This is a genomic window from Alkalibacillus haloalkaliphilus, from assembly GCF_007991275.1.
Classification (GTDB): Bacteria; Bacillota; Bacilli; order Bacillales; family Alkalibacillaceae; genus Alkalibacillus; species Alkalibacillus haloalkaliphilus.
Window position 1 is genome coordinate 214,780 of record NZ_BJYA01000001.1, and the last position, 16,597, is coordinate 231,376.

Below are 16,597 nucleotides of genomic sequence, written 5' to 3' on the forward strand. Positions count from 1 at the left end.
AATAGTATAGAGTATACGTCTTTAGTTGGAGGGGTTTTTTATGGCATCGAGACAGTTGATCATTCCTGGTGGTTTGTTGCTAGGGATGGGTATTGGGATGCTTTTTGGCGAGACTGGTGCTGGTATGTTTATCGGGATTGGTTTAGGGATGTTAATTAGTGTTTTGTTAACGTTTTCGAAAGGGTCAAGTGAACGTAACCTCGAAAAGCGGGTTGCTGAGTTAGAAGAGAAGCTAAAAGTTGAAGAAGAGGCTAGTTAACAAGAATATATGTATTACGAATTGGGTCTACGTTGCCTTTGACGTAGACCCGTTATTTTTCTCAAACTACAAATGAACTTGAGAGTTAGAAAACTTAATGATTTTTTTACCGTCCTTAACTTGCCATAGGTGAACGCCTGTATCACCTGTATGTAAGGCTACATTCGTATCCATTGGTAAGTTCAAAAAGCTTTGATATAGCATATTGATTGTGCCGCCATGCGCAACTATGACTATTCTTTCCGCTTCTGCTTCCATTAATTTTGACCAAAATGTTTCAACTCTTGCTCTGAAATTGATCATTGATTCACAGTCATATAATTCATCATGAAGTTTGCGCCCCTCTTTAGGAAGAGGGTATTTTTCTTTGGCTTCGGATTTTAACTCGCCTGCTAACTGGCCGTTGTTCCATTCCATTAATGCACGATCTTGCTCGACCGAGACGCCAACACTTTCAGCAATGGACTCAGCAGTTGTCAAAGCTCGCTTTAACGGACTTGAAATAATACGGTCGACTTCGTAATGGGCGCTCACCCATGTGGCAAGTTTATCAGCTTGCTCTTTCCCTAAATCAGTTAAAGGAAAGTCTGCTCGCCCTTCATGCCTACCCTCAATGTCTGCTACTGACTGGCCGTGTCTTACAATTAGTAGATCCATTCCCCCACCCCTTTATTTTATTGTATAAGAATGGAGGTAGAACATCTAGTTCATTGTAAAAAGAGCACCCGTGATGGATGCTCTAAGCGTGATTTTTTGCTCGGTCCTGTGCTTTTAACAATGCTTTCACAAACCAATAAGTCGTAAAAGCGATTACTATATCAATTAAAAACAGGTAGAAGTAGTGGAAGCCACCGCCCATATGTGTGATGCCGAACATTATTTCTAACGATCCTACTCCAAATGCGAAGGTTGCACTTAATACAACTGCCCAAATATAATAATTTTTACCATGATTCGTACAGTATTGATAGACGAGCATAAAAGCCACGGGCAATGCTGAAGCCACCATCGTAAAAGCTGAAGGCAACATCGTTGTAATAAAGTACAAAGTTCTAAAATACACTTGTGATTCTAAGTAATTGCTCGAGTAATTCCACAGCATATGGATCACAAGGCCAAAAAACAAAATCTCAAACATTCGCGTGCGATCAATAGCAAAATACAAAATAATTAGAGGTACAATAAGCAAAATAATATTAAGCCAAAACTGCCATGTATCCCATGATGAATACTCATGCCAGTAACTCTCTGTTAGTTGAGTCAGCCGTTCGGTCAGTTCGAAAATCCGATTCCAATACTCTTCATACGTCACAAAATTAACCCCCGAACTTGTAAAAATCTCTACTTACTTAATTTTAGTTAAAGTAGAACTTTTATACATGTCGAAGGTAGAATTTATTCGGGGATTAATTGTTTCTGTTCGGTATTAACCACTGCGTATTCGGTAACTATCCGCTCTATTCGGTATTAACCACTGCTTATTCGGTAACTATCCGCTCTATTCGGTATTAAACCCCGCCTATTCGGTAATTATCCCTTCTATTCGGTATTAAACCCCACCTATTCGGTAATTATTCCTTCTATTCGGTATTAACACCCACCTATTCGGTAATTATTCCTCTTATTCGGTATTAAGCACCGCCTATTCGGTAATTATCCGCTCTATTCGGTATTAAACCCCACCTATTCGGTAATTATCACGCAGCTCTCCCTTCACCTAAGCGCCAAATCCTTCTGGCATCACGGCTGCGACGACAAGTCCTTTTGCCACAAGCTCTTCTCCAGCGTACACCTCTGTATGGACGTTAAATTTTTTCGGATGAACTTCTTCAACTTGTCCTGTCGCTCGTAGTTCCACATGTTGAGGTGTTGGCTTTAAGTATTGGACTTCAAGTTTTGCCGTGACAAACCGTGGTGGTTCTGCGCCGTCCTCTGGCTCGTGGCCATTTTTACGATGCAAAGCTAATGAAGCTGAACCTGTGCCGTGACAGTCAATAAGTGATGCTAACAAACCGCCGTAAACGAATCCTGGTATGGCTGTATGTTCAGGTTGAGGCTTATAAAGTGTTAACGTCTCGTCACCATTCCAACCTGTCCGAAATCCGTGGCCTAACTCGTTATTTTTACCACAGCCATAACAATGAGCAAGATCCTCTGCATAATAATCTTGTATAGCGTGTTTAATCGTTTTCATTAAGCATCCCCTTCCTAAAACTTAAATATTCGAAATTTTAACAAAATATGATAAAATATGACTATACTGATATAATTTATAAGGAGTGATTGAATGAAAAGGTTTATTTTATCAGTCGTGATTACAATCGCTGTTTTGTACCTCATCATTTACGCGATTCATTACTTTACTGACTTCCATCTTATGAGTATTGCTTTTGTCGTCGGTATTGTCTCTTGTGTTTTTACTTACAGCGGGTCATCGCCGCTTTCGACAAAGGTCTTTGATGTTGCAACTAGAGGTAATGCGGCCAAGCAACAAATGGATGACAACTTTGTTATTTCACCGTCTTTTCTCGGTTCAATCTTAACGCTATTATCTTCATTTATTGTTTTATTCATCTAAAGCTCGCTACTATTAGCGAGCTTTTATTATTTAAAAACACCTAACCGTCCAATACGCTCCATCGCTTCTTCCAACCGCTCTGGTTCATCGAGTAAGCCAATTCTCACATAGCCTTCACCAGTTTCGCCAAACCCTTTTCCTGGTGCGACAACAACGTGAGCTTCATTCAATAGAAGGTCCGCAAACTCCTCTGACGTATAGCCATCAGGTACTTTAAACCAAGCGAAAAAAGTTCCTTTAGGTGCTGTCACGTCCCAACCAACTGATTGTGCTGCATTCACTAATGCGTTTCGCCTCGTTTCATATGTCTCAACTAACTCATTTACTGCAGACTGATCACCTAACAGTGCTTCTGCTGCCGCTTCTTGTACCGCGCCAAATAAACTGACATACAAATGATCTTGAATTAAATTTAAGCTGTCAATCACTGACGGGTTGCCTACCGCAAAGCCAACACGCCATCCAGCCATATTATACGTTTTGGACAATGTGTACATTTCAATACCGACGTCTTTTGCCCCTTCTGATTCAAGAAAGCTTGTCGGTTTCTTACCATCAAAGCCAATCGCCCCATAAGCAAAATCATGGACGACACAAATGTTATGCTTTTTCGCCACGTTTACTGTCTCATCAAAAAATTCACGTGTCGCGACTGCTGATGTTGGGTTGTTCGGATAATTTAAAAACATTAATTTCGATAAATTAAGCGCTTCATCACTAATTCCATCATAATCTGGTAGAAAGTGATTCTTTTCTAAAAGCGGGAAGAAGTGTGGCTTGGCATCAGCTAATGCGATTCCTGACATATAGTCTGGGTACCCTGGGTCAGGTAGTAATGCCGAGTCACCAGCATTTAATATGCATTGACTGATCTCGACTAAGCCTGTTTTCGTACCAAACAAAACAGCGACTTCTGTCTCAGGGTCGACGCCAACACCGTATTCGCGCATATAAAATTTCGCGACCGCTTCTTTTAAAAACGAATGCCCGCGAAAAGGTGAGTATTTATGATAATCAGGATTTTCTGCTGCTTGTTGCACCGCTTTAACAATATTTTGAGGTGTAGGCTGATCCGGATTTCCTTGTCCTAAGTTAATCACATCATGCCCTTCACGTTTTAACGCCTGCGTTTTACCAACTAAACTAGCAAAAAACTGCTCAGGCAGGCGCTTCAACGCTTCTGACTGTTCAAATCGCATCTTTCGTCCTCCTTACCGAATTCACTCATTACTTTGAAGGTTATATGCTTTTTCACCTTTTGTAAAGACAGAAAATTCTTATATATTGATTGGAGGTGCTTTCATGCAAGTTGCTTTATTACAGCTTGATTTAGCTTTTGGTGATGTTGAAGTGAATAAGGAGAAAATTAATCATATGATTCATAAAATTCCAGATGAAACTGATGTCATTGTTTTGCCTGAGCTTTGGAATACTTGTTATGACTTGAAACGGCTCGATCAGCTAGCGGATTATGATGGTTGGGACTCTCGTGCTTTCTTAAGTCATTTAGCCTACCGACACGAGGCGGCTATAGTTGGTGGTTCTGTCGCAAAAGTTGGCGAGCAAGGGTTTACGAATACGATGTACATTTACAATAAAAAAGGTCATTTCATTAAAGAATACAGTAAGGCTCACCTTATTCCACTAATGCATGAACAAAAATATTTTAAAGCTGGTGATCGTGATGGTTTATTTGAAGTAGGCGGCATTCCAAGTGCTGGACTCATTTGTTATGATTTAAGATTTCCTGAATGGGTGCGCTGGCATGCGGTTCAAGGAGCAAAAGTCATTTATATTGTCGCTCAATGGCCTAAAGAGCGAATCAACCATTGGCGTACGCTAATTCAAGCTCGTGCGATAGAAAACCAGTGTTTCGTTGTGGCGTGTAATCGTGTAGGGGATGATCCGAATTTTTCATTTGGTGGTCATTCAATGGTTGTCGGTCCAATGGGTGAATTGATTGTTGAGGGCGGTGATGAAGAAGGTATTTTAACAGCAATGTTAGATCTGGACCAAGTTGCTAAAGCGCGCAGTTTAGTGCCTGTTTATAACGATATAAGAAGTGACCTTTATGACCTTCGTTTGAAATAAAAAATATGCCGGTCAGTGCGAATACTAACCGGCTTAGGCGTTTCATCTATTTATATAGTATGAACTGATTATCTATCTAACTAATTTAGCGGTGTGCTAGATCCATTTCAGCTTCAGCTTGAACTGGTTCTAGGCGTAGATCTGATTTCTTCTTCTTGATGCGCGTCACAATGCTGTCGACAAAATAAACTGTCGCTAAAAAGAAAAACACGATCGTTGAAACAAGAATTAAAGATGTTGTCATAACCATCTACCCCTTTCCAGCAAATTTTACTGTTTAACAGTATTTCCTACTATATAGTACCACATTTTATTCTAATTTCAAGTTATAAGTATCATTCTTTTAAAAACTTTTAAATCCTTATAAATGCTATCAAATGCTCGGAATTTGTATCGAGTGTCAAGAATGCGCTCTTAACGGCATTGTAAGCGCTTCCTAAATGCGTTAACCTCTTTATTTCTAGGCAGAATTCGCTTTTTTACCATTATTTCCGCCTCTAAATTTTGTACAAGCTCCAAAAAAGGGCGACTTAAAATCAGTTAGTTTTGCTTCCATAAGATTGGAGCCCCTCCGTTTCTCTTTCAAAACTCATAATGTAAATGTGAGAAGGTAGGATTATAGATTTAAATAAACCAGTTACCCTACCAGAAATATATTAATTTCATAACGGAGGTGACAGGTATGAGTGATCAAAACAATAGAATGCCAGAAGACTTACAAGTGGTATCAGATAAGGTAATTGATCTACTAGTAGATACAACATTTAAAAAACACGGCGTGAACCCACAAGAAACACAAGTAGACGAAGAAACTAGAAGTCAATTGAGAGAGTTAGTAGAAGACCTACAAAAGTCGGTTAAATCGCTTCAAGAGCACAATAACGGTGATAATTAATGAATTCTACTAAGCCTATATGTTAGTAAAATAATGGATTGGCCTTTCCTAGTAGTAAACTATTTTCATATGTAAGTAGTGTACGAAATAATAGAGGAGGGAAATAGAATGGCAAAGAAGCAATACTTTGCATCAGCTCCTGGTGCATACAACAATGCTCATACAAACCAACGTGCGCGTGCCCCAAAAAGGTTTAATGCATTAGACCCTAAATCTTGTCACTCATTTGATGAAGACACTCAACAAGCTAATCAGTCTATTAAAACAACTCAGCAATCTTTTGAATCAATCGTCGTCAAAGATTCATGTGACGTTGAAGTAACAACAACTAACACACAAGCTGCTGTTAACGTTCAAATCGGACTACAAGCAGCGATTGCGCTGATCATTAGTATTTCAGTAGCTGATAGTGACCGTGCTGAAGAGATCACACAAGACTTATATGAGAAGATTAAAACAACGCAAGTTAACCACCAGCAGACTTATATTGAAAACTCTCGTGGCGTACAAGTGACAACAACGGATACAGATATCGCAGTTAACGCACAAATCTTATTACAAGTATTACTTGCAATTGTTGCACGACTAAACATCCTTTAATAAGGAAAACCCCACCTATTTATGCAAAAGTCATAAATAGGTGGGGTTATTTTATGATAAGATTACCGCTCCATAAGTAAGAGCGCCAATAATCACGTAAGCCGGGTGGATATTCCACTTCTCTAGTGCTAAGAAGCTTAACGTAACTAAGATCATGGTTTGAACTAACCCTGCTCCTTCATATGATGTAGCGAAAAATTGGTAAGCTAAAACAGCTAGTAAAATCGCTATCGCCGGACGAATAAGAGCTGTCATACGTTTTACTTTCGGTGAGTTTTTAAACTTCAATAATAGCTTCAACAAGACAATCATCGCTATTAAAGATGGAATGACTGTTGCTGAGATTGCAACAGTGGCACCAATTACGCCACCGACTTCATAACCAATATAACCAGCCATTTTCGTCGCAATGGGGCCTGGCAGTGCGTTACCTAAGGCGAGCACTTCACCAAATTCTTGAGTCGTCATCCATTCAAAACGTTGAACGACTTCATATTCAATTAGTGGAATAGACGCAGGTCCACCACCATAGCCGACAATGCCTGGAATTAAAAATGCGATAAATAAATGCCAATACTCAATCATGCTGCTTCACCTTCCTTTTTTGAAGGTGATTTCTTCAATAAGGCATATAGGATCAGTGCACCAATTAAAATTGCTGGGTGTAAATTAAATAATTCAAATGTAATTAAGCTGATAACACCTAGCGCAATTGCCACTGGCCAACCGAGATCGCGTTTAGAATGGCGTAAAAAATTAAAAGCTAACATAAACAACATAACACCTACAACTGGCGCAATCGCACTCGTCATCCCTTGTACTACTGCATGTTCACGGTAATTAATTAACACGCTAATAAGGGCGATCATAATAATAACAGTCGGTAAAATAGTGGCCGCTAATGCGGTAAGAAGGCCTGTTTTACCTCCGACACGATAGCCGATATAGCCGGCCATTTTCGTCATAATCGGCCCCGGGAGTGTATTGCCAATAGCTAATATATCAGAGAACTCTTCATCATCCATCCAGCCGTAAGTTTCGACGACTTCTTTATGCACTAAAGGAATCGTCGCTGGTCCACCACCATAACCTAGCATACCGGCACGGAAGAAGCTTATAAATATATCTTTCTGTAAAGCAAGATCCAATGTTGTCACCCTTTCTGTCCTTCCACGCTTAAGTGTCACTTCAAATTCACTAAATTTTCGACAGTTAATATGACATTTTGACTACTTTCTTTTATAATGAAACTAGAAATCAAATCTCATAAGCGTGGTGTCTTGATGAAATTAACGGATACGGATTTTAAGATTTTAAATATTTTAAGCGAACAAGGACGTATGTCTTACGTTGACTTAGCTAAAGAGCTTGGTCTATCCCGTGTAGCTGTTCGCGATCGCATTAATCAAATGCAAGAAGCTGGTGTCATTGAGAAGTTCAGTGTCGTCATTAACTCAGAACAAGTCGGTAAAGGAGTCTCAGCATTTTTCAACGTTGATTGTGAGCCGAACACACTTATTCACGTTGCCGAAAAATTGGCCGAGCATCCTAGCGTAGCAAGCTGTTACCAAATGACAGGCCCAAGCACTCTACATACACACGTATTAGTAGAAGACTTCCATGCATTAGAAAAATTTATTAACGAAGAACTGTATGCTTTAGACGGCATTACGCGTGTGGAAAGCCACATTTTACTACGCCGCTTCAAAAGCAGAACCGGACTTAAACTGTAAAAATCAGGCTGAGAGATCAGCCTGATTTTTTAAATTCATTACCAAGCTGCGACTTCACCGTCAGTTCGCGGTTCCGTACCTCCGCAAAGTACGCCTGTTTCAGGATCGCGCCAAATAATTTGTCCACGACCGAATTCATTCGGATAAAGGGTGCGCTGAATGTGATGACCTTTTCGCTGTAACGCTTGAGCGATATGATCAGGGAATGTTGGTTCAACTTTTACGACTTTATCTTGAACCCATTGCCACCTTGGTGCATCAAGTGCTGCTTGTGGATTTAAATGAAAGTCGACTGTATTCATGACGACTTGCGCATGGCCTTGTGGCTGCATAAATCCGCCCATGACACCAAATGGCCCAACCGGCTGATCACCTTTTGATAAAAATCCAGGAATAATCGTATGGAACGTCTGCTTACCAGGTTTCAACACATTCGCATGGTTTTCATCGAACGAGAACGTATGACCACGGTTTTGCATCGCAATGCCTGTCCCAGGTACGACAACACCTGAACCAAAGCCCATGTAGTTACTTTGAATGAACGAGACCATGTTACCTTCACCATCAGCTGTTGATAAATAAACCGTACCACCACGTGGCGGCTCACCTGGTTCTGGTTGTAATGCTTCATCACTAATTAACGTACGGCGTTGTTCAGCATATTCATCTGATAATAAATCTTCAACCGAAACATTCATATGGTCTTCTTGCGTGATGTACTCTAAACCATCTGTAAACGCAAGCTTCATCGCTTCAATTTGCTTATGATAACTATCGACATTTTCACGATCAGTAAACTCATAACCTTCTAACATGTTTAACGCCATAAGTGCGATTAACCCTTGTCCATTCGGCGGAATCTCCCACACGTCATAACCACGATAGTTCACTTTAATCGGATCGACCCACTCTGGCTTATACGCCGCTAAGTCCTCTTTCGTTAAGTAGCCGTCATGCTCTTTGAAAAAGGCGTCAATTTCATCAGCTAATTGACCGCGATAAAATGACTCCGCTTTCGTCTCGGCAATTTCACGTAGTGTACGCGCATGATCTGGCGATTTCCACATTTCACCGACTTCAGGCGAACGACCATCAGGTGCAAAGGTGTTAAACCAATTTTGGAAAATGTCATCTTTAAACGTTTCTTTAAACTTGTTGTATGCCGATTTCCAATGGAATGCTAACGTTGGCGATAGCGGATAACCTTCCTCAGCATACTCAATGGCAGGCGCTAATACATCTGTTAGTGGAAGTTTTCCAAAACGCTCGGATAACTCCACCCAAGCAGCTGGTGTACCTGGTACTGTCACAGGCACCTTACCGAACGTCGGCATCTCCTCATAACCTGCTTCTTTTAGCTTTTCCACAGAAATGTTTTGAGGTGCATAGCCACTTCCGTTTAGCCCGTGAATCTTTCCATCGACCCACACAAGCGCAAACGCATCAGAACCAATCCCATTTGAAGTCGGCTCTAACACCGTTAAAGCAGCAGCCGTCGCGATCGCTGCATCAATCGCATTACCACCTTGTTTCATAATATCTAAACCAGCCTGCGCCGCTAGTGGCTGAGACGTTGCCACCATTCCTTTTTTACCGTATACAACATTTCGACGCGAAGCATAAGGATAATTTAAAGCATCATAACTTACCATATTGTCCCCTTCTCCCTTCCTACCGCTAACATTAATTAAACATTTTTAATAATCCTACCACATTTAGTAAAGTTATTCGATAGTTTTTGAACAAAAATTGTGTGAAGTCTGAATTTTTCTGAGCGCTGATAAAACCGAGGTGAGCGCTGATAAATTTCTGTGAACGCTGATAAACATGGAGCGAGCGCTGATAAATTTCCGTGAACGCTGATAAACATGGAGCGAGCGCTGATAAAATTGGCTAAACACTGACAAATTTTCGAGTGCGATTGATCTTGTGAGCGCCAAAATATTTCTGTGAACGCCAGATTACTAGTCACGAACGCCAGAATACTATGCGCGAACGCCAAATAATCACTTCAAAACTCCCTCCCCCAACACAAAAATAAAACCACAGATCTAATCTGTGGATTAAATAAACCTATTAATCTAGATTTTTACACTCTGTATTACAGTAAGCCATCCCATCTTGAGAGATTTTGCATTTCGAACAGAGTGGTTTGTAACATGAACGACACTTACTCACAGCCTTCGTAAGACAAAAGCGGCATTTTTCCACAGTCATCCTCCTCACCTATCATCATTACAATTAATTTCTAACTATCGTATGTAAAACCCTTGTCGCCTACTATAGGAGGTTTTGAGAGAGATTGTGGAAAATTGTCTTGTCATAACAATTCTTTGATGGTACTTTTTTACAAAGACTGATTATCAGGAGGAGCATGATGTACATAGAAGCTGTAGCCATTTTAGCAGCCCTATTCCTCACACCAATTCTAGCCGTTCTGTTTAGTTTCAACTTAGTTGCCGTCATTAAAAAAACTCACAATAACGAAAAGACAACTGAAAATACGTTTTGGATCATTTTTTCATTTACTTAATTAATGTGGATTATTGCTGTAGCGTGAGATTAAAAGGTTGAAACACAATTCATTCGTTTTCGTCTAATTTGTAGAGGTGAGATTACAGGAGGGGTATTATTAAAGTTCAAACGTGGAAGAAACACTACTTGGTGCTTTTCATTTTAATATTGGTCACAGCTTGTTCTAGTAATTATGAACAATTAACAAGAGTTGATGTTCAGAAGGTGGATTCAGGCAAAGATTATGAAGAAACGAACATGATTACTGACGACCAAACGATTGATGAAATTAAGAATATTTTCAAACAGATTGAATGGACTCCAAACGTACAAGTTGAAATGGAAAGAGGAGAAGATGTTTTCGCTACATTTTTCTATCAATTAAATCATGGTGAACCTGAGCGACTTTACGAATATCGTTTTTGGTTTGAAGATTCAGGAGGCGCAACCATTATTAGCAATAATGAAAAAGAAGGTTATGGGACATTAAATGAAGATGCAGCAAAAGAATTGAGGACGATCTTCTTTAACTCTGAGGAGGATGAAACATGAGCAGCGAAAACTCCAAAAAATATATCCACTTAATTATAGGTTATAGCGGTCTTCTTTTGATCGGTTTGGCCGTATTAAGAAGCTTGTCCGTTACCCAAGACACAGTAGGATACGCCTTAACCATGTTGGGCTACTTACTTCTTGCTCAATACTTTCTATTCGCTGATACAAAAATAGGTGCTACGAAAATCAATAAGGCGATTCTTAGAATAAGTTTACTAGTTATGCTTGGTCTTATGGCAATCTATATATATTAGAATTTAAATGAGCACCAAAATGCTATTTTCGGTGCTCCATCCTTTATTTATTCCGTTCGCCAAACTCAACCATTGCCTCACTCATAAACTGAGCTAGACCTTCTCCAAATTGATCGATGTTTTTCTGAAATCGCTCGTCTTGAACATACATCATTCCAAGCCCTTGGAACATTTCTGGTGTGTAAGTCGTGAAATTTTTATTTAAAAAGTCGTACCATTCTTTAATCGCTGTTTGTGCTTCGTCAGACTTCGGGTCGCCTTGACGAAGTTCTGCAAGCTTACGATAAATGTCATTCATGCGTTTTTGTTCTGCGTCATTAATTCCCATCGCATTTTCCTTCGCCTCATCTACTTTAGCATCACCCCAACGCTCCCGAGCTTCATCTTCGTAAGGATTTTCGCTAAAGTCAAAGCCTTTAAACTTATCTTGGTTGGACATTTCAAACCCTCCTTCCTTCGCTTCAATTGTTTGATCAACTGTCTGTAGCATTAAATCGAATTTTTCACGCTTATCAACAAGCATTTTTCGATGCATCTTAAGTGCTTCAAGTTGGTCATACTCTGGACTGTTGATTATTTCTTTAATTTTCTTAAGTGAAAAACCTAACTCTTTGAAAAATAAAATTTGCTGCAGCATGGTTAGGTCTGAGTCTGAATATGTTCTATAACCTGTATATGGATTTTTACTTGGTCTTAAAAGGCCTATTTCATCATAATGATGCAGTGTGCGCACACTAATTCCTACGAGCTTTGCAACTTCATTTACTTTCATATGACCAACCTCCCCACACATAAACTATAAGCTCTCACGTTACGTGAAAGTCAACAGTTAATTCGACGTTCACCCGAATATCTCTCAACATGCTCTTAACAATTTAGTGGATAATTCCATATTTCCTGTGAGTAACTTTGGGAAAAGTGAACAAATGGTGTGGAAAATTATTATGGAAGCCCTCCCATTTGTGGATAACGCCCGCATTCACTTCATTTCATCCACATTTTAGTAAAGTTATGCACAGATTTGTGTTGATAAAGTAGACTTATTCACAAAACAATTACAATCTAGCAAGTAATAACAGCGAATTGGGGACTGACCAAGTTGTTAATAAAACTGTTTTTGTAAATTATTAGTAAAAAAGTTATGATAGAATTAAGTTCATTGAAAGGAATGGGGAGTTAATGGAAGTTAAAAAGAAGCCAATTTTATATAGTTTAGTAGCTTTTTTCGTTTACTTTACTTATAGCGCGTTTTTCCCCTTTGCACCTGTGACGATTCACCATCCCTCAGGAGCTTTAGGCATTGCAGATTATTTGGATGATCAATATGAAGAAAAGCACGCAAACATAAATGACATTTTAGAAGCTAACAACGACGACAACTACATTACTAGTTTTTACACACCTTTATACACAATCGAACGAGGCTGGACGATTATAACAGATGATAAGATTACCCGAACTGATTTTGCAGAACTGCATGACCGAATAAGTCGGGGCTATGATGCACTCATTAATATTGAACGTGACTTTGAGATTGAACTTACAGAAGAGCAAGAAACTGAGTTTAACAACTTAAAAGATTATTTTAGAATAGCTGAAACAAAACTCCAAGAACCACTCTACAACGCAACAATGTTTTCAACAAAAGGTTCTATTGATAGCCAAATACTTGACATGACAAACACTTACTTTAATCTATTGAACCAGCTTGAAAGGTTTTTAGAGACGGTGAGTTAAGGGGTTTCAAAAAGGAGTGACTGTAGATGAAAAAAAGAGTACTCATTACTGTTGTATCATCCCTCTTGATTTATTTATTAGTGAGTTGGTTTTTCCCTTATCATTCACTTACCATTTTCAACTCAGCCAAAGACGAAGCAACAAACCATATGAATGCAGAGTTTGAACAGACTAAAGGTGAAATCAAAGATGTAATTGACCAAAACCAAGATGATAGTCCGTACACGAACTTTCTGTACACACTTGAAACATTAGAAGAAGGTTGGGACACACTAAATAACAGTGTTCAAATGAACTCAATTATACATATGCAAACCCAACTACAAGAAGAGTTTGATCACCTTATGACTATTGATCGTCACTACGGACTAAGTGAGGATGACAAAACTGAACTTCACGTATTAATCGACTCCATTCGATTAACCGAAAAACAACTGATTGAAGTCACGAACAACCCGAATATGAATAGGTCAGAAATCGAGCACCACATCTCACAACTTACATCCTCATACCTTTCACTATTAGAAAGGCTACATACACTAGTTACTAGGCTTTGAGCTTATTGAGGTAAAATCAAAATGACATAGGAGGGGAGTTATGAACAAATTCGTCTTCATCTTCGGACCACAAGCAGTTGGGAAAATGACTGTTGGAGAAGAACTAGCTAAAATAACTGAACTTAAACTTTTCCACAACCATATGGCTATTGAAATGCTTGAGCCGTTATATGGGTTCACACCTGAAATGTGGCGACTTACTTCATTAATACGTAACGAGATTTTCGATTCATTCGCTAATAGTGATGCTTACGGGTTAATTTTCACGAAAGTATGGAATTTAAGTTCTGAAAAGGAATGTGAGGGCATCGAGCGACTTTTTCAAAGGTTTGAGTCAAAAGGTTGTGACGTTTGCATCGTCGAATTAGAGGCTGATACAGAAGAAAGATTGCAACGTAATAGTTCTTCTCATCGTTTAGAACAAAAGCCGACGAAAAGAAATATCGAACAATCTGAGCAAGATTTACTATCAACTGCTGAGTCAATAAGGTTAAATACTGATGAAGGCGAAATTACGCGCCCTAACTATATACGCATTAATAACACACATTTGAGCGCTGAGGACGTGGCTAAGCGTGTGAAAGAACAGTTTGAGTTATAGTGAGGTGTAGTGGCATGAACATTCGGGAAGTGCATTTAAGTGACGCAAAAGACTTATCCACACTCATACAACTTGTCGACGAATCTTCCGAGTATATGTTGTGGGAGCCTGGTGAGCGAAAAATTAGCCAAGACCATCAAGAAAAGATGATTGAAAGTTTCCTAGAAAAGGCCAACTCTACGATTCTTGTTGCGGAAGTTGACGATGAACTCGTTGGTTACCTACTTGCTATGGGTGGAAATGCGAGAAGGAATAAACACTCTGCATACATCGTTCTAGGCGTGCTGCAAGGTTATAGAGGGCATGGGATTGGTACAGGTCTCTTAAGTGAATTAGAACGTTGGGCTACTAAGAGCGAGATCCATCGATTAGAGTTAACCACAGTCATTAATAATGAAGCAGGCGTATCCTTGTATAAGAAGATGGGTTTTGAAATCGAAGGGACGAAGAGAGATTCGTTGTTTATTGATGGAGCATATGTGGATGAATATTATATGTCTAAGCTTTTGTAAAAACGCCTCGAAATTATAATCGAGGCGTTTTGATTATTCAGATGTTATTCGAATAAAATAACCATCAGGGTCTGCTACTTTAAACCCTCTCATCCCCCACGGATAAGTTTCAACCTCTTCCTCAATCAAAAGGTCATGATCCAAACAGCGCTGATAGACTTCTTCCAATCGGTCAACAACGACTATTAACTCAAAGCCATTCCCTTTAACGTCACTTTTGGCTCGACTGTTAAAATAATGGTCGTCATCCAAGACAGCTTCAGATGTAACTAATAGTGAGAAGCAGTCGTAATTGAACCTGAGACATTGCTCGTTCCTACCAAAAAGTTCTAAACCGACAATGTCTTGATAAAATGTTAGTGACTTCTTAATATCTTTTGCATACAACTCCACTCGAAACAGAACGCTCATTTTTTCACCCTCTAAAGTTACTTAAATATCTTTTGCGGCAAGTAAGCTGACACTAAATAGTTCGGTACGTCGACGATCTCGCTAATCTTCAAATCGACCGCAACACTTGATAAGGCGTAGGCTTCTTGGTCACTCAGCCCATACGTTTCACTTAAATGTTCGATCATGTATTCAACCGCTTTTTTTGACGCGACCATGAGATCGTCACTATGACCTGTTGTTACGTAATATCCTTGTTCATCTAGCCCAGTTGTCAGTGGACCTGGTGTAATGAAGCGTGGCTCTTGAATCGTTTTTCCTTTGTGTAGTTTAAATTTTAACTGGATTTCCATTGGTGCTTCGATTGCTGTACCGCACACTTCCCCATCACCTTGTGCAGCGTGTGTATCACCGACTGAAAACAGCGCACCTTCTACCCAAACTGGTAAGAGTAGACGCGTCCCTTTTGTTAAATGGCGAATATCCATGTTACCGCCGTTTTTTCGTGGAGGTACGACGCTATGCTCACCCGCTTCAGGTAGGGCAACGCCAATCGTTCCCGGGAATGGCTTCGTCGGAATCTCAATGCCATCTGCAAACTGCGCGATGTTCTGGTTATTTAAATCCCACACTTTTAAGTAAGGATCTTCAAATTGTTCATTGAGCAAGCCGAAACCCGGGATAATTGCGGTCCAGCCCCAGCTCAACGTGCCAAAGTGCTCGATCTCCACTTCTAATGTATCGCCAGGCTCAGCCCCTTCAACGTAAACAGGACCCGTCACAGGATTTACTTTACTAAAATCTAAGTTTGGTACATCTTGTGAAGTGGACTTCGGAGACAGCTGCCCACCTGATGCATCATGCACCTCGAAATTCACACTCACACCCGGCTTGACCGACATGACCGGCTCTAAGCTGTTGTCCCACACTGTATGGTGGCAATGCTTATGAATGGTATGGTTTCCATGCTTCATCGAATCACTCCTTTATTAAAATAATATCATAAAGTAATTTGAATTTTTAGTAAATAGGAATTTGGAATTCTATTAAGTTTGGTTGAGGATTTGGCGTTCGGGTAGGGGTTTTTGGCGTTCACGGATTTTTTCTGGCGCTCGGGCATGCGATTCTGGCGCTCGCTCAATTTTTTTGGCGCTCGGGCATGCGATTCTGGCGTTCACGAGATTTTTTTGGCGTTCGCTCACGTAAATTTATCAGCGTTCGCATAATTTTTATCAGCGTTCACGAGATTTTATCAGCGCTCGCACAACTTTTATCAGCGTTCGATCAATTTTATCAGCGCTCGCACCGAATCTACTCAATC

General features: G+C 39.9%; 24 protein-coding genes. 13 read left to right on the forward strand and 11 right to left on the reverse strand.

The window, feature by feature from the left end; all coding sequences use genetic code 11:
* Positions 1-40: 40 nt before the first annotated feature.
* Complete coding sequence (locus AHA02nite_RS01035; RefSeq protein ID WP_146813515.1) at positions 41-259, forward strand: hypothetical protein; 219 nt, start codon at positions 41-43, stop codon at positions 257-259.
* A 66-nt stretch (positions 260-325) separates the two neighbouring features.
* Here the strand turns inward: AHA02nite_RS01035 and AHA02nite_RS01040 are convergent, their stop codons facing one another.
* From AHA02nite_RS01040 to AHA02nite_RS01050, 3 genes are all read right to left on the reverse strand, one after another.
* Complete coding sequence (locus tag AHA02nite_RS01040) at positions 326-916, reverse strand: histidine phosphatase family protein (protein ID WP_146813517.1); 591 nt, start codon at positions 914-916, stop codon at positions 326-328.
* An 82-nt stretch (positions 917-998) separates the two neighbouring features.
* A complete protein-coding gene (locus tag AHA02nite_RS01045) occupies positions 999-1,571 on the reverse strand; it encodes a hypothetical protein (protein WP_146813519.1) in 573 nt (190 codons plus the stop codon).
* Between the two features lie 405 nt (positions 1,572-1,976).
* A complete protein-coding gene (locus tag AHA02nite_RS01050; protein ID WP_146813521.1) occupies positions 1,977-2,453 on the reverse strand; it encodes a PaaI family thioesterase in 477 nt (158 codons plus the stop codon).
* A gap of 93 nt (positions 2,454-2,546) precedes the next feature.
* Here AHA02nite_RS01050 and AHA02nite_RS01055 point away from each other — a divergent pair, with 93 nt between their 5' ends.
* A complete protein-coding gene (locus AHA02nite_RS01055) occupies positions 2,547-2,837 on the forward strand; it encodes a hypothetical protein (RefSeq protein WP_146813523.1) in 291 nt (96 codons plus the stop codon).
* A 26-nt stretch (positions 2,838-2,863) separates the two neighbouring features.
* Here the strand turns inward: AHA02nite_RS01055 and AHA02nite_RS01060 are convergent, their stop codons facing one another.
* Positions 2,864-4,036, reverse strand: coding sequence for a pyridoxal phosphate-dependent aminotransferase (locus AHA02nite_RS01060; RefSeq protein ID WP_146813525.1), 1,173 nt, complete (start codon positions 4,034-4,036; stop codon positions 2,864-2,866).
* 103 nt (positions 4,037-4,139) lie between these two features.
* Between AHA02nite_RS01060 and AHA02nite_RS01065 the strand changes: the two genes are divergently transcribed.
* Entirely contained in the window at positions 4,140-4,928 is a 789-nt protein-coding gene (locus AHA02nite_RS01065; RefSeq protein WP_146813527.1) for a carbon-nitrogen family hydrolase, read from the forward strand.
* An 85-nt stretch (positions 4,929-5,013) separates the two neighbouring features.
* Here the strand turns inward: AHA02nite_RS01065 and AHA02nite_RS15025 are convergent, their stop codons facing one another.
* A complete protein-coding gene (locus AHA02nite_RS15025) occupies positions 5,014-5,172 on the reverse strand; it encodes a hypothetical protein (RefSeq protein WP_170235938.1) in 159 nt (52 codons plus the stop codon).
* A gap of 438 nt (positions 5,173-5,610) precedes the next feature.
* Here AHA02nite_RS15025 and AHA02nite_RS01070 point away from each other — a divergent pair, with 438 nt between their 5' ends.
* On the forward strand, positions 5,611-5,823 hold the full coding sequence (locus AHA02nite_RS01070; protein WP_146813529.1) for a hypothetical protein: 213 nt from the start codon (positions 5,611-5,613) through the stop codon (positions 5,821-5,823).
* 108 nt (positions 5,824-5,931) lie between these two features.
* The gene (locus AHA02nite_RS01075; protein ID WP_146813531.1) at positions 5,932-6,423 is read left to right on the forward strand and encodes a spore coat protein; all 492 of its coding nucleotides are present in this window, start codon (positions 5,932-5,934) and stop codon (positions 6,421-6,423) included.
* 51 nt (positions 6,424-6,474) lie between these two features.
* Here AHA02nite_RS01075 and AHA02nite_RS01080 read toward each other — a convergent pair whose 3' ends face one another.
* A complete protein-coding gene (locus AHA02nite_RS01080) occupies positions 6,475-7,008 on the reverse strand; it encodes a chromate transporter (protein WP_146813533.1) in 534 nt (177 codons plus the stop codon).
* A complete protein-coding gene (locus AHA02nite_RS01085; RefSeq protein WP_170235949.1) occupies positions 7,005-7,571 on the reverse strand; it encodes a chromate transporter in 567 nt (188 codons plus the stop codon). The genes AHA02nite_RS01080 and AHA02nite_RS01085 overlap by 4 nt, the downstream gene beginning before the upstream one ends.
* A gap of 135 nt (positions 7,572-7,706) precedes the next feature.
* Here AHA02nite_RS01085 and AHA02nite_RS01090 point away from each other — a divergent pair, with 135 nt between their 5' ends.
* Positions 7,707-8,156, forward strand: coding sequence for an Lrp/AsnC family transcriptional regulator (locus AHA02nite_RS01090; protein ID WP_146814098.1), 450 nt, complete (start codon positions 7,707-7,709; stop codon positions 8,154-8,156).
* Positions 8,157-8,194: 38 nt separating this feature from the next.
* Here the strand turns inward: AHA02nite_RS01090 and AHA02nite_RS01095 are convergent, their stop codons facing one another.
* Positions 8,195-9,808: a gamma-glutamyltransferase family protein gene (locus AHA02nite_RS01095; RefSeq protein WP_146813537.1), complete on the reverse strand. Its 1,614-nt coding sequence runs from the start codon at positions 9,806-9,808 to the stop codon at positions 8,195-8,197.
* 725 nt (positions 9,809-10,533) lie between these two features.
* On the opposite strand from AHA02nite_RS01095, the gene AHA02nite_RS15030 reads away from it, so the two are divergent.
* The 3 genes from AHA02nite_RS15030 (at position 10,534) to AHA02nite_RS01105 (ending at position 11,479) form a co-directional block, all read left to right on the forward strand.
* Positions 10,534-10,689, forward strand: a complete 156-nt coding sequence (locus AHA02nite_RS15030; protein WP_170235939.1) for a hypothetical protein — start codon at positions 10,534-10,536, stop codon at positions 10,687-10,689.
* A 128-nt stretch (positions 10,690-10,817) separates the two neighbouring features.
* Positions 10,818-11,222: a hypothetical protein gene (locus AHA02nite_RS01100; protein ID WP_146813539.1), complete on the forward strand. Its 405-nt coding sequence runs from the start codon at positions 10,818-10,820 to the stop codon at positions 11,220-11,222.
* Positions 11,219-11,479: a hypothetical protein gene (locus AHA02nite_RS01105; RefSeq protein ID WP_146813541.1), complete on the forward strand. Its 261-nt coding sequence runs from the start codon at positions 11,219-11,221 to the stop codon at positions 11,477-11,479. Before AHA02nite_RS01100 ends, AHA02nite_RS01105 begins: the two co-directional genes overlap by 4 nt.
* Positions 11,480-11,522: 43 nt before the next feature.
* On the opposite strand, the gene AHA02nite_RS01110 is transcribed toward AHA02nite_RS01105, so the two are convergent.
* Entirely contained in the window at positions 11,523-12,251 is a 729-nt protein-coding gene (locus tag AHA02nite_RS01110; RefSeq protein WP_146813543.1) for a MerR family transcriptional regulator, read from the reverse strand.
* 407 nt (positions 12,252-12,658) lie between these two features.
* Between AHA02nite_RS01110 and AHA02nite_RS01115 the strand changes: the two genes are divergently transcribed.
* The 4 genes from AHA02nite_RS01115 to AHA02nite_RS01130 are packed head-to-tail and all read left to right on the forward strand — an operon-like array spanning position 12,659 to position 14,886.
* Positions 12,659-13,216, forward strand: a complete 558-nt coding sequence (locus AHA02nite_RS01115) for a hypothetical protein (protein WP_146813545.1) — start codon at positions 12,659-12,661, stop codon at positions 13,214-13,216.
* A gap of 26 nt (positions 13,217-13,242) precedes the next feature.
* A complete protein-coding gene (locus tag AHA02nite_RS01120; RefSeq protein ID WP_146813547.1) occupies positions 13,243-13,773 on the forward strand; it encodes a hypothetical protein in 531 nt (176 codons plus the stop codon).
* Positions 13,774-13,813: 40 nt separating this feature from the next.
* On the forward strand, positions 13,814-14,374 hold the full coding sequence (locus tag AHA02nite_RS01125) for a DEAD/DEAH box helicase family protein (protein WP_146813548.1): 561 nt from the start codon (positions 13,814-13,816) through the stop codon (positions 14,372-14,374).
* Between the two features lie 14 nt (positions 14,375-14,388).
* Complete coding sequence (locus AHA02nite_RS01130) at positions 14,389-14,886, forward strand: GNAT family N-acetyltransferase (protein WP_146813550.1); 498 nt, start codon at positions 14,389-14,391, stop codon at positions 14,884-14,886.
* 33 nt (positions 14,887-14,919) lie between these two features.
* On the opposite strand, the gene AHA02nite_RS01135 is transcribed toward AHA02nite_RS01130, so the two are convergent.
* Positions 14,920-15,297 (reverse strand): VOC family protein, encoded by a 378-nt coding sequence (locus tag AHA02nite_RS01135; protein WP_146813552.1) that lies wholly within the window; start codon positions 15,295-15,297, stop codon positions 14,920-14,922.
* Between the two features lie 17 nt (positions 15,298-15,314).
* The gene (locus AHA02nite_RS01140) at positions 15,315-16,250 is read right to left on the reverse strand and encodes an acetamidase/formamidase family protein (protein WP_146813553.1); all 936 of its coding nucleotides are present in this window, start codon (positions 16,248-16,250) and stop codon (positions 15,315-15,317) included.
* Positions 16,251-16,597 lie beyond the last annotated feature (347 nt).

Excerpts from the sequence above, each read along its gene's own strand:
- AHA02nite_RS01035 (WP_146813515.1), top strand. The coding sequence starts at position 41 with ATGGCATCGAGACAGTTGATCATTCCTGGTGGTTTGTTGCTAGGGATG.
- AHA02nite_RS01040 (WP_146813517.1), bottom strand. The coding sequence starts at position 916 with ATGGATCTACTAATTGTAAGACACGGCCAGTCAGTAGCAGACATTGAG.
- AHA02nite_RS01050 (WP_146813521.1), bottom strand. The coding sequence starts at position 2,453 with ATGAAAACGATTAAACACGCTATACAAGATTATTATGCAGAGGATCTT.
- AHA02nite_RS01055 (WP_146813523.1), top strand. The coding sequence starts at position 2,547 with ATGAAAAGGTTTATTTTATCAGTCGTGATTACAATCGCTGTTTTGTAC.
- AHA02nite_RS01060 (WP_146813525.1), bottom strand. The coding sequence starts at position 4,036 with ATGCGATTTGAACAGTCAGAAGCGTTGAAGCGCCTGCCTGAGCAGTTT.
- AHA02nite_RS01065 (WP_146813527.1), top strand. The coding sequence starts at position 4,140 with ATGCAAGTTGCTTTATTACAGCTTGATTTAGCTTTTGGTGATGTTGAA.
- AHA02nite_RS15025 (WP_170235938.1), bottom strand. The coding sequence starts at position 5,172 with ATGACAACATCTTTAATTCTTGTTTCAACGATCGTGTTTTTCTTTTTA.
- AHA02nite_RS01070 (WP_146813529.1), top strand. The coding sequence starts at position 5,611 with ATGAGTGATCAAAACAATAGAATGCCAGAAGACTTACAAGTGGTATCA.
- AHA02nite_RS01075 (WP_146813531.1), top strand. The coding sequence starts at position 5,932 with ATGGCAAAGAAGCAATACTTTGCATCAGCTCCTGGTGCATACAACAAT.
- AHA02nite_RS01080 (WP_146813533.1), bottom strand. The coding sequence starts at position 7,008 with ATGATTGAGTATTGGCATTTATTTATCGCATTTTTAATTCCAGGCATT.
- AHA02nite_RS01090 (WP_146814098.1), top strand. The coding sequence starts at position 7,707 with ATGAAATTAACGGATACGGATTTTAAGATTTTAAATATTTTAAGCGAA.
- AHA02nite_RS01095 (WP_146813537.1), bottom strand. The coding sequence starts at position 9,808 with ATGGTAAGTTATGATGCTTTAAATTATCCTTATGCTTCGCGTCGAAAT.
- AHA02nite_RS15030 (WP_170235939.1), top strand. The coding sequence starts at position 10,534 with ATGTACATAGAAGCTGTAGCCATTTTAGCAGCCCTATTCCTCACACCA.
- AHA02nite_RS01105 (WP_146813541.1), top strand. The coding sequence starts at position 11,219 with ATGAGCAGCGAAAACTCCAAAAAATATATCCACTTAATTATAGGTTAT.
- AHA02nite_RS01110 (WP_146813543.1), bottom strand. The coding sequence starts at position 12,251 with ATGAAAGTAAATGAAGTTGCAAAGCTCGTAGGAATTAGTGTGCGCACA.
- AHA02nite_RS01115 (WP_146813545.1), top strand. The coding sequence starts at position 12,659 with ATGGAAGTTAAAAAGAAGCCAATTTTATATAGTTTAGTAGCTTTTTTC.
- AHA02nite_RS01120 (WP_146813547.1), top strand. The coding sequence starts at position 13,243 with ATGAAAAAAAGAGTACTCATTACTGTTGTATCATCCCTCTTGATTTAT.
- AHA02nite_RS01125 (WP_146813548.1), top strand. The coding sequence starts at position 13,814 with ATGAACAAATTCGTCTTCATCTTCGGACCACAAGCAGTTGGGAAAATG.
- AHA02nite_RS01130 (WP_146813550.1), top strand. The coding sequence starts at position 14,389 with ATGAACATTCGGGAAGTGCATTTAAGTGACGCAAAAGACTTATCCACA.
- AHA02nite_RS01135 (WP_146813552.1), bottom strand. The coding sequence starts at position 15,297 with ATGAGCGTTCTGTTTCGAGTGGAGTTGTATGCAAAAGATATTAAGAAG.
- AHA02nite_RS01140 (WP_146813553.1), bottom strand. The coding sequence starts at position 16,250 with ATGAAGCATGGAAACCATACCATTCATAAGCATTGCCACCATACAGTG.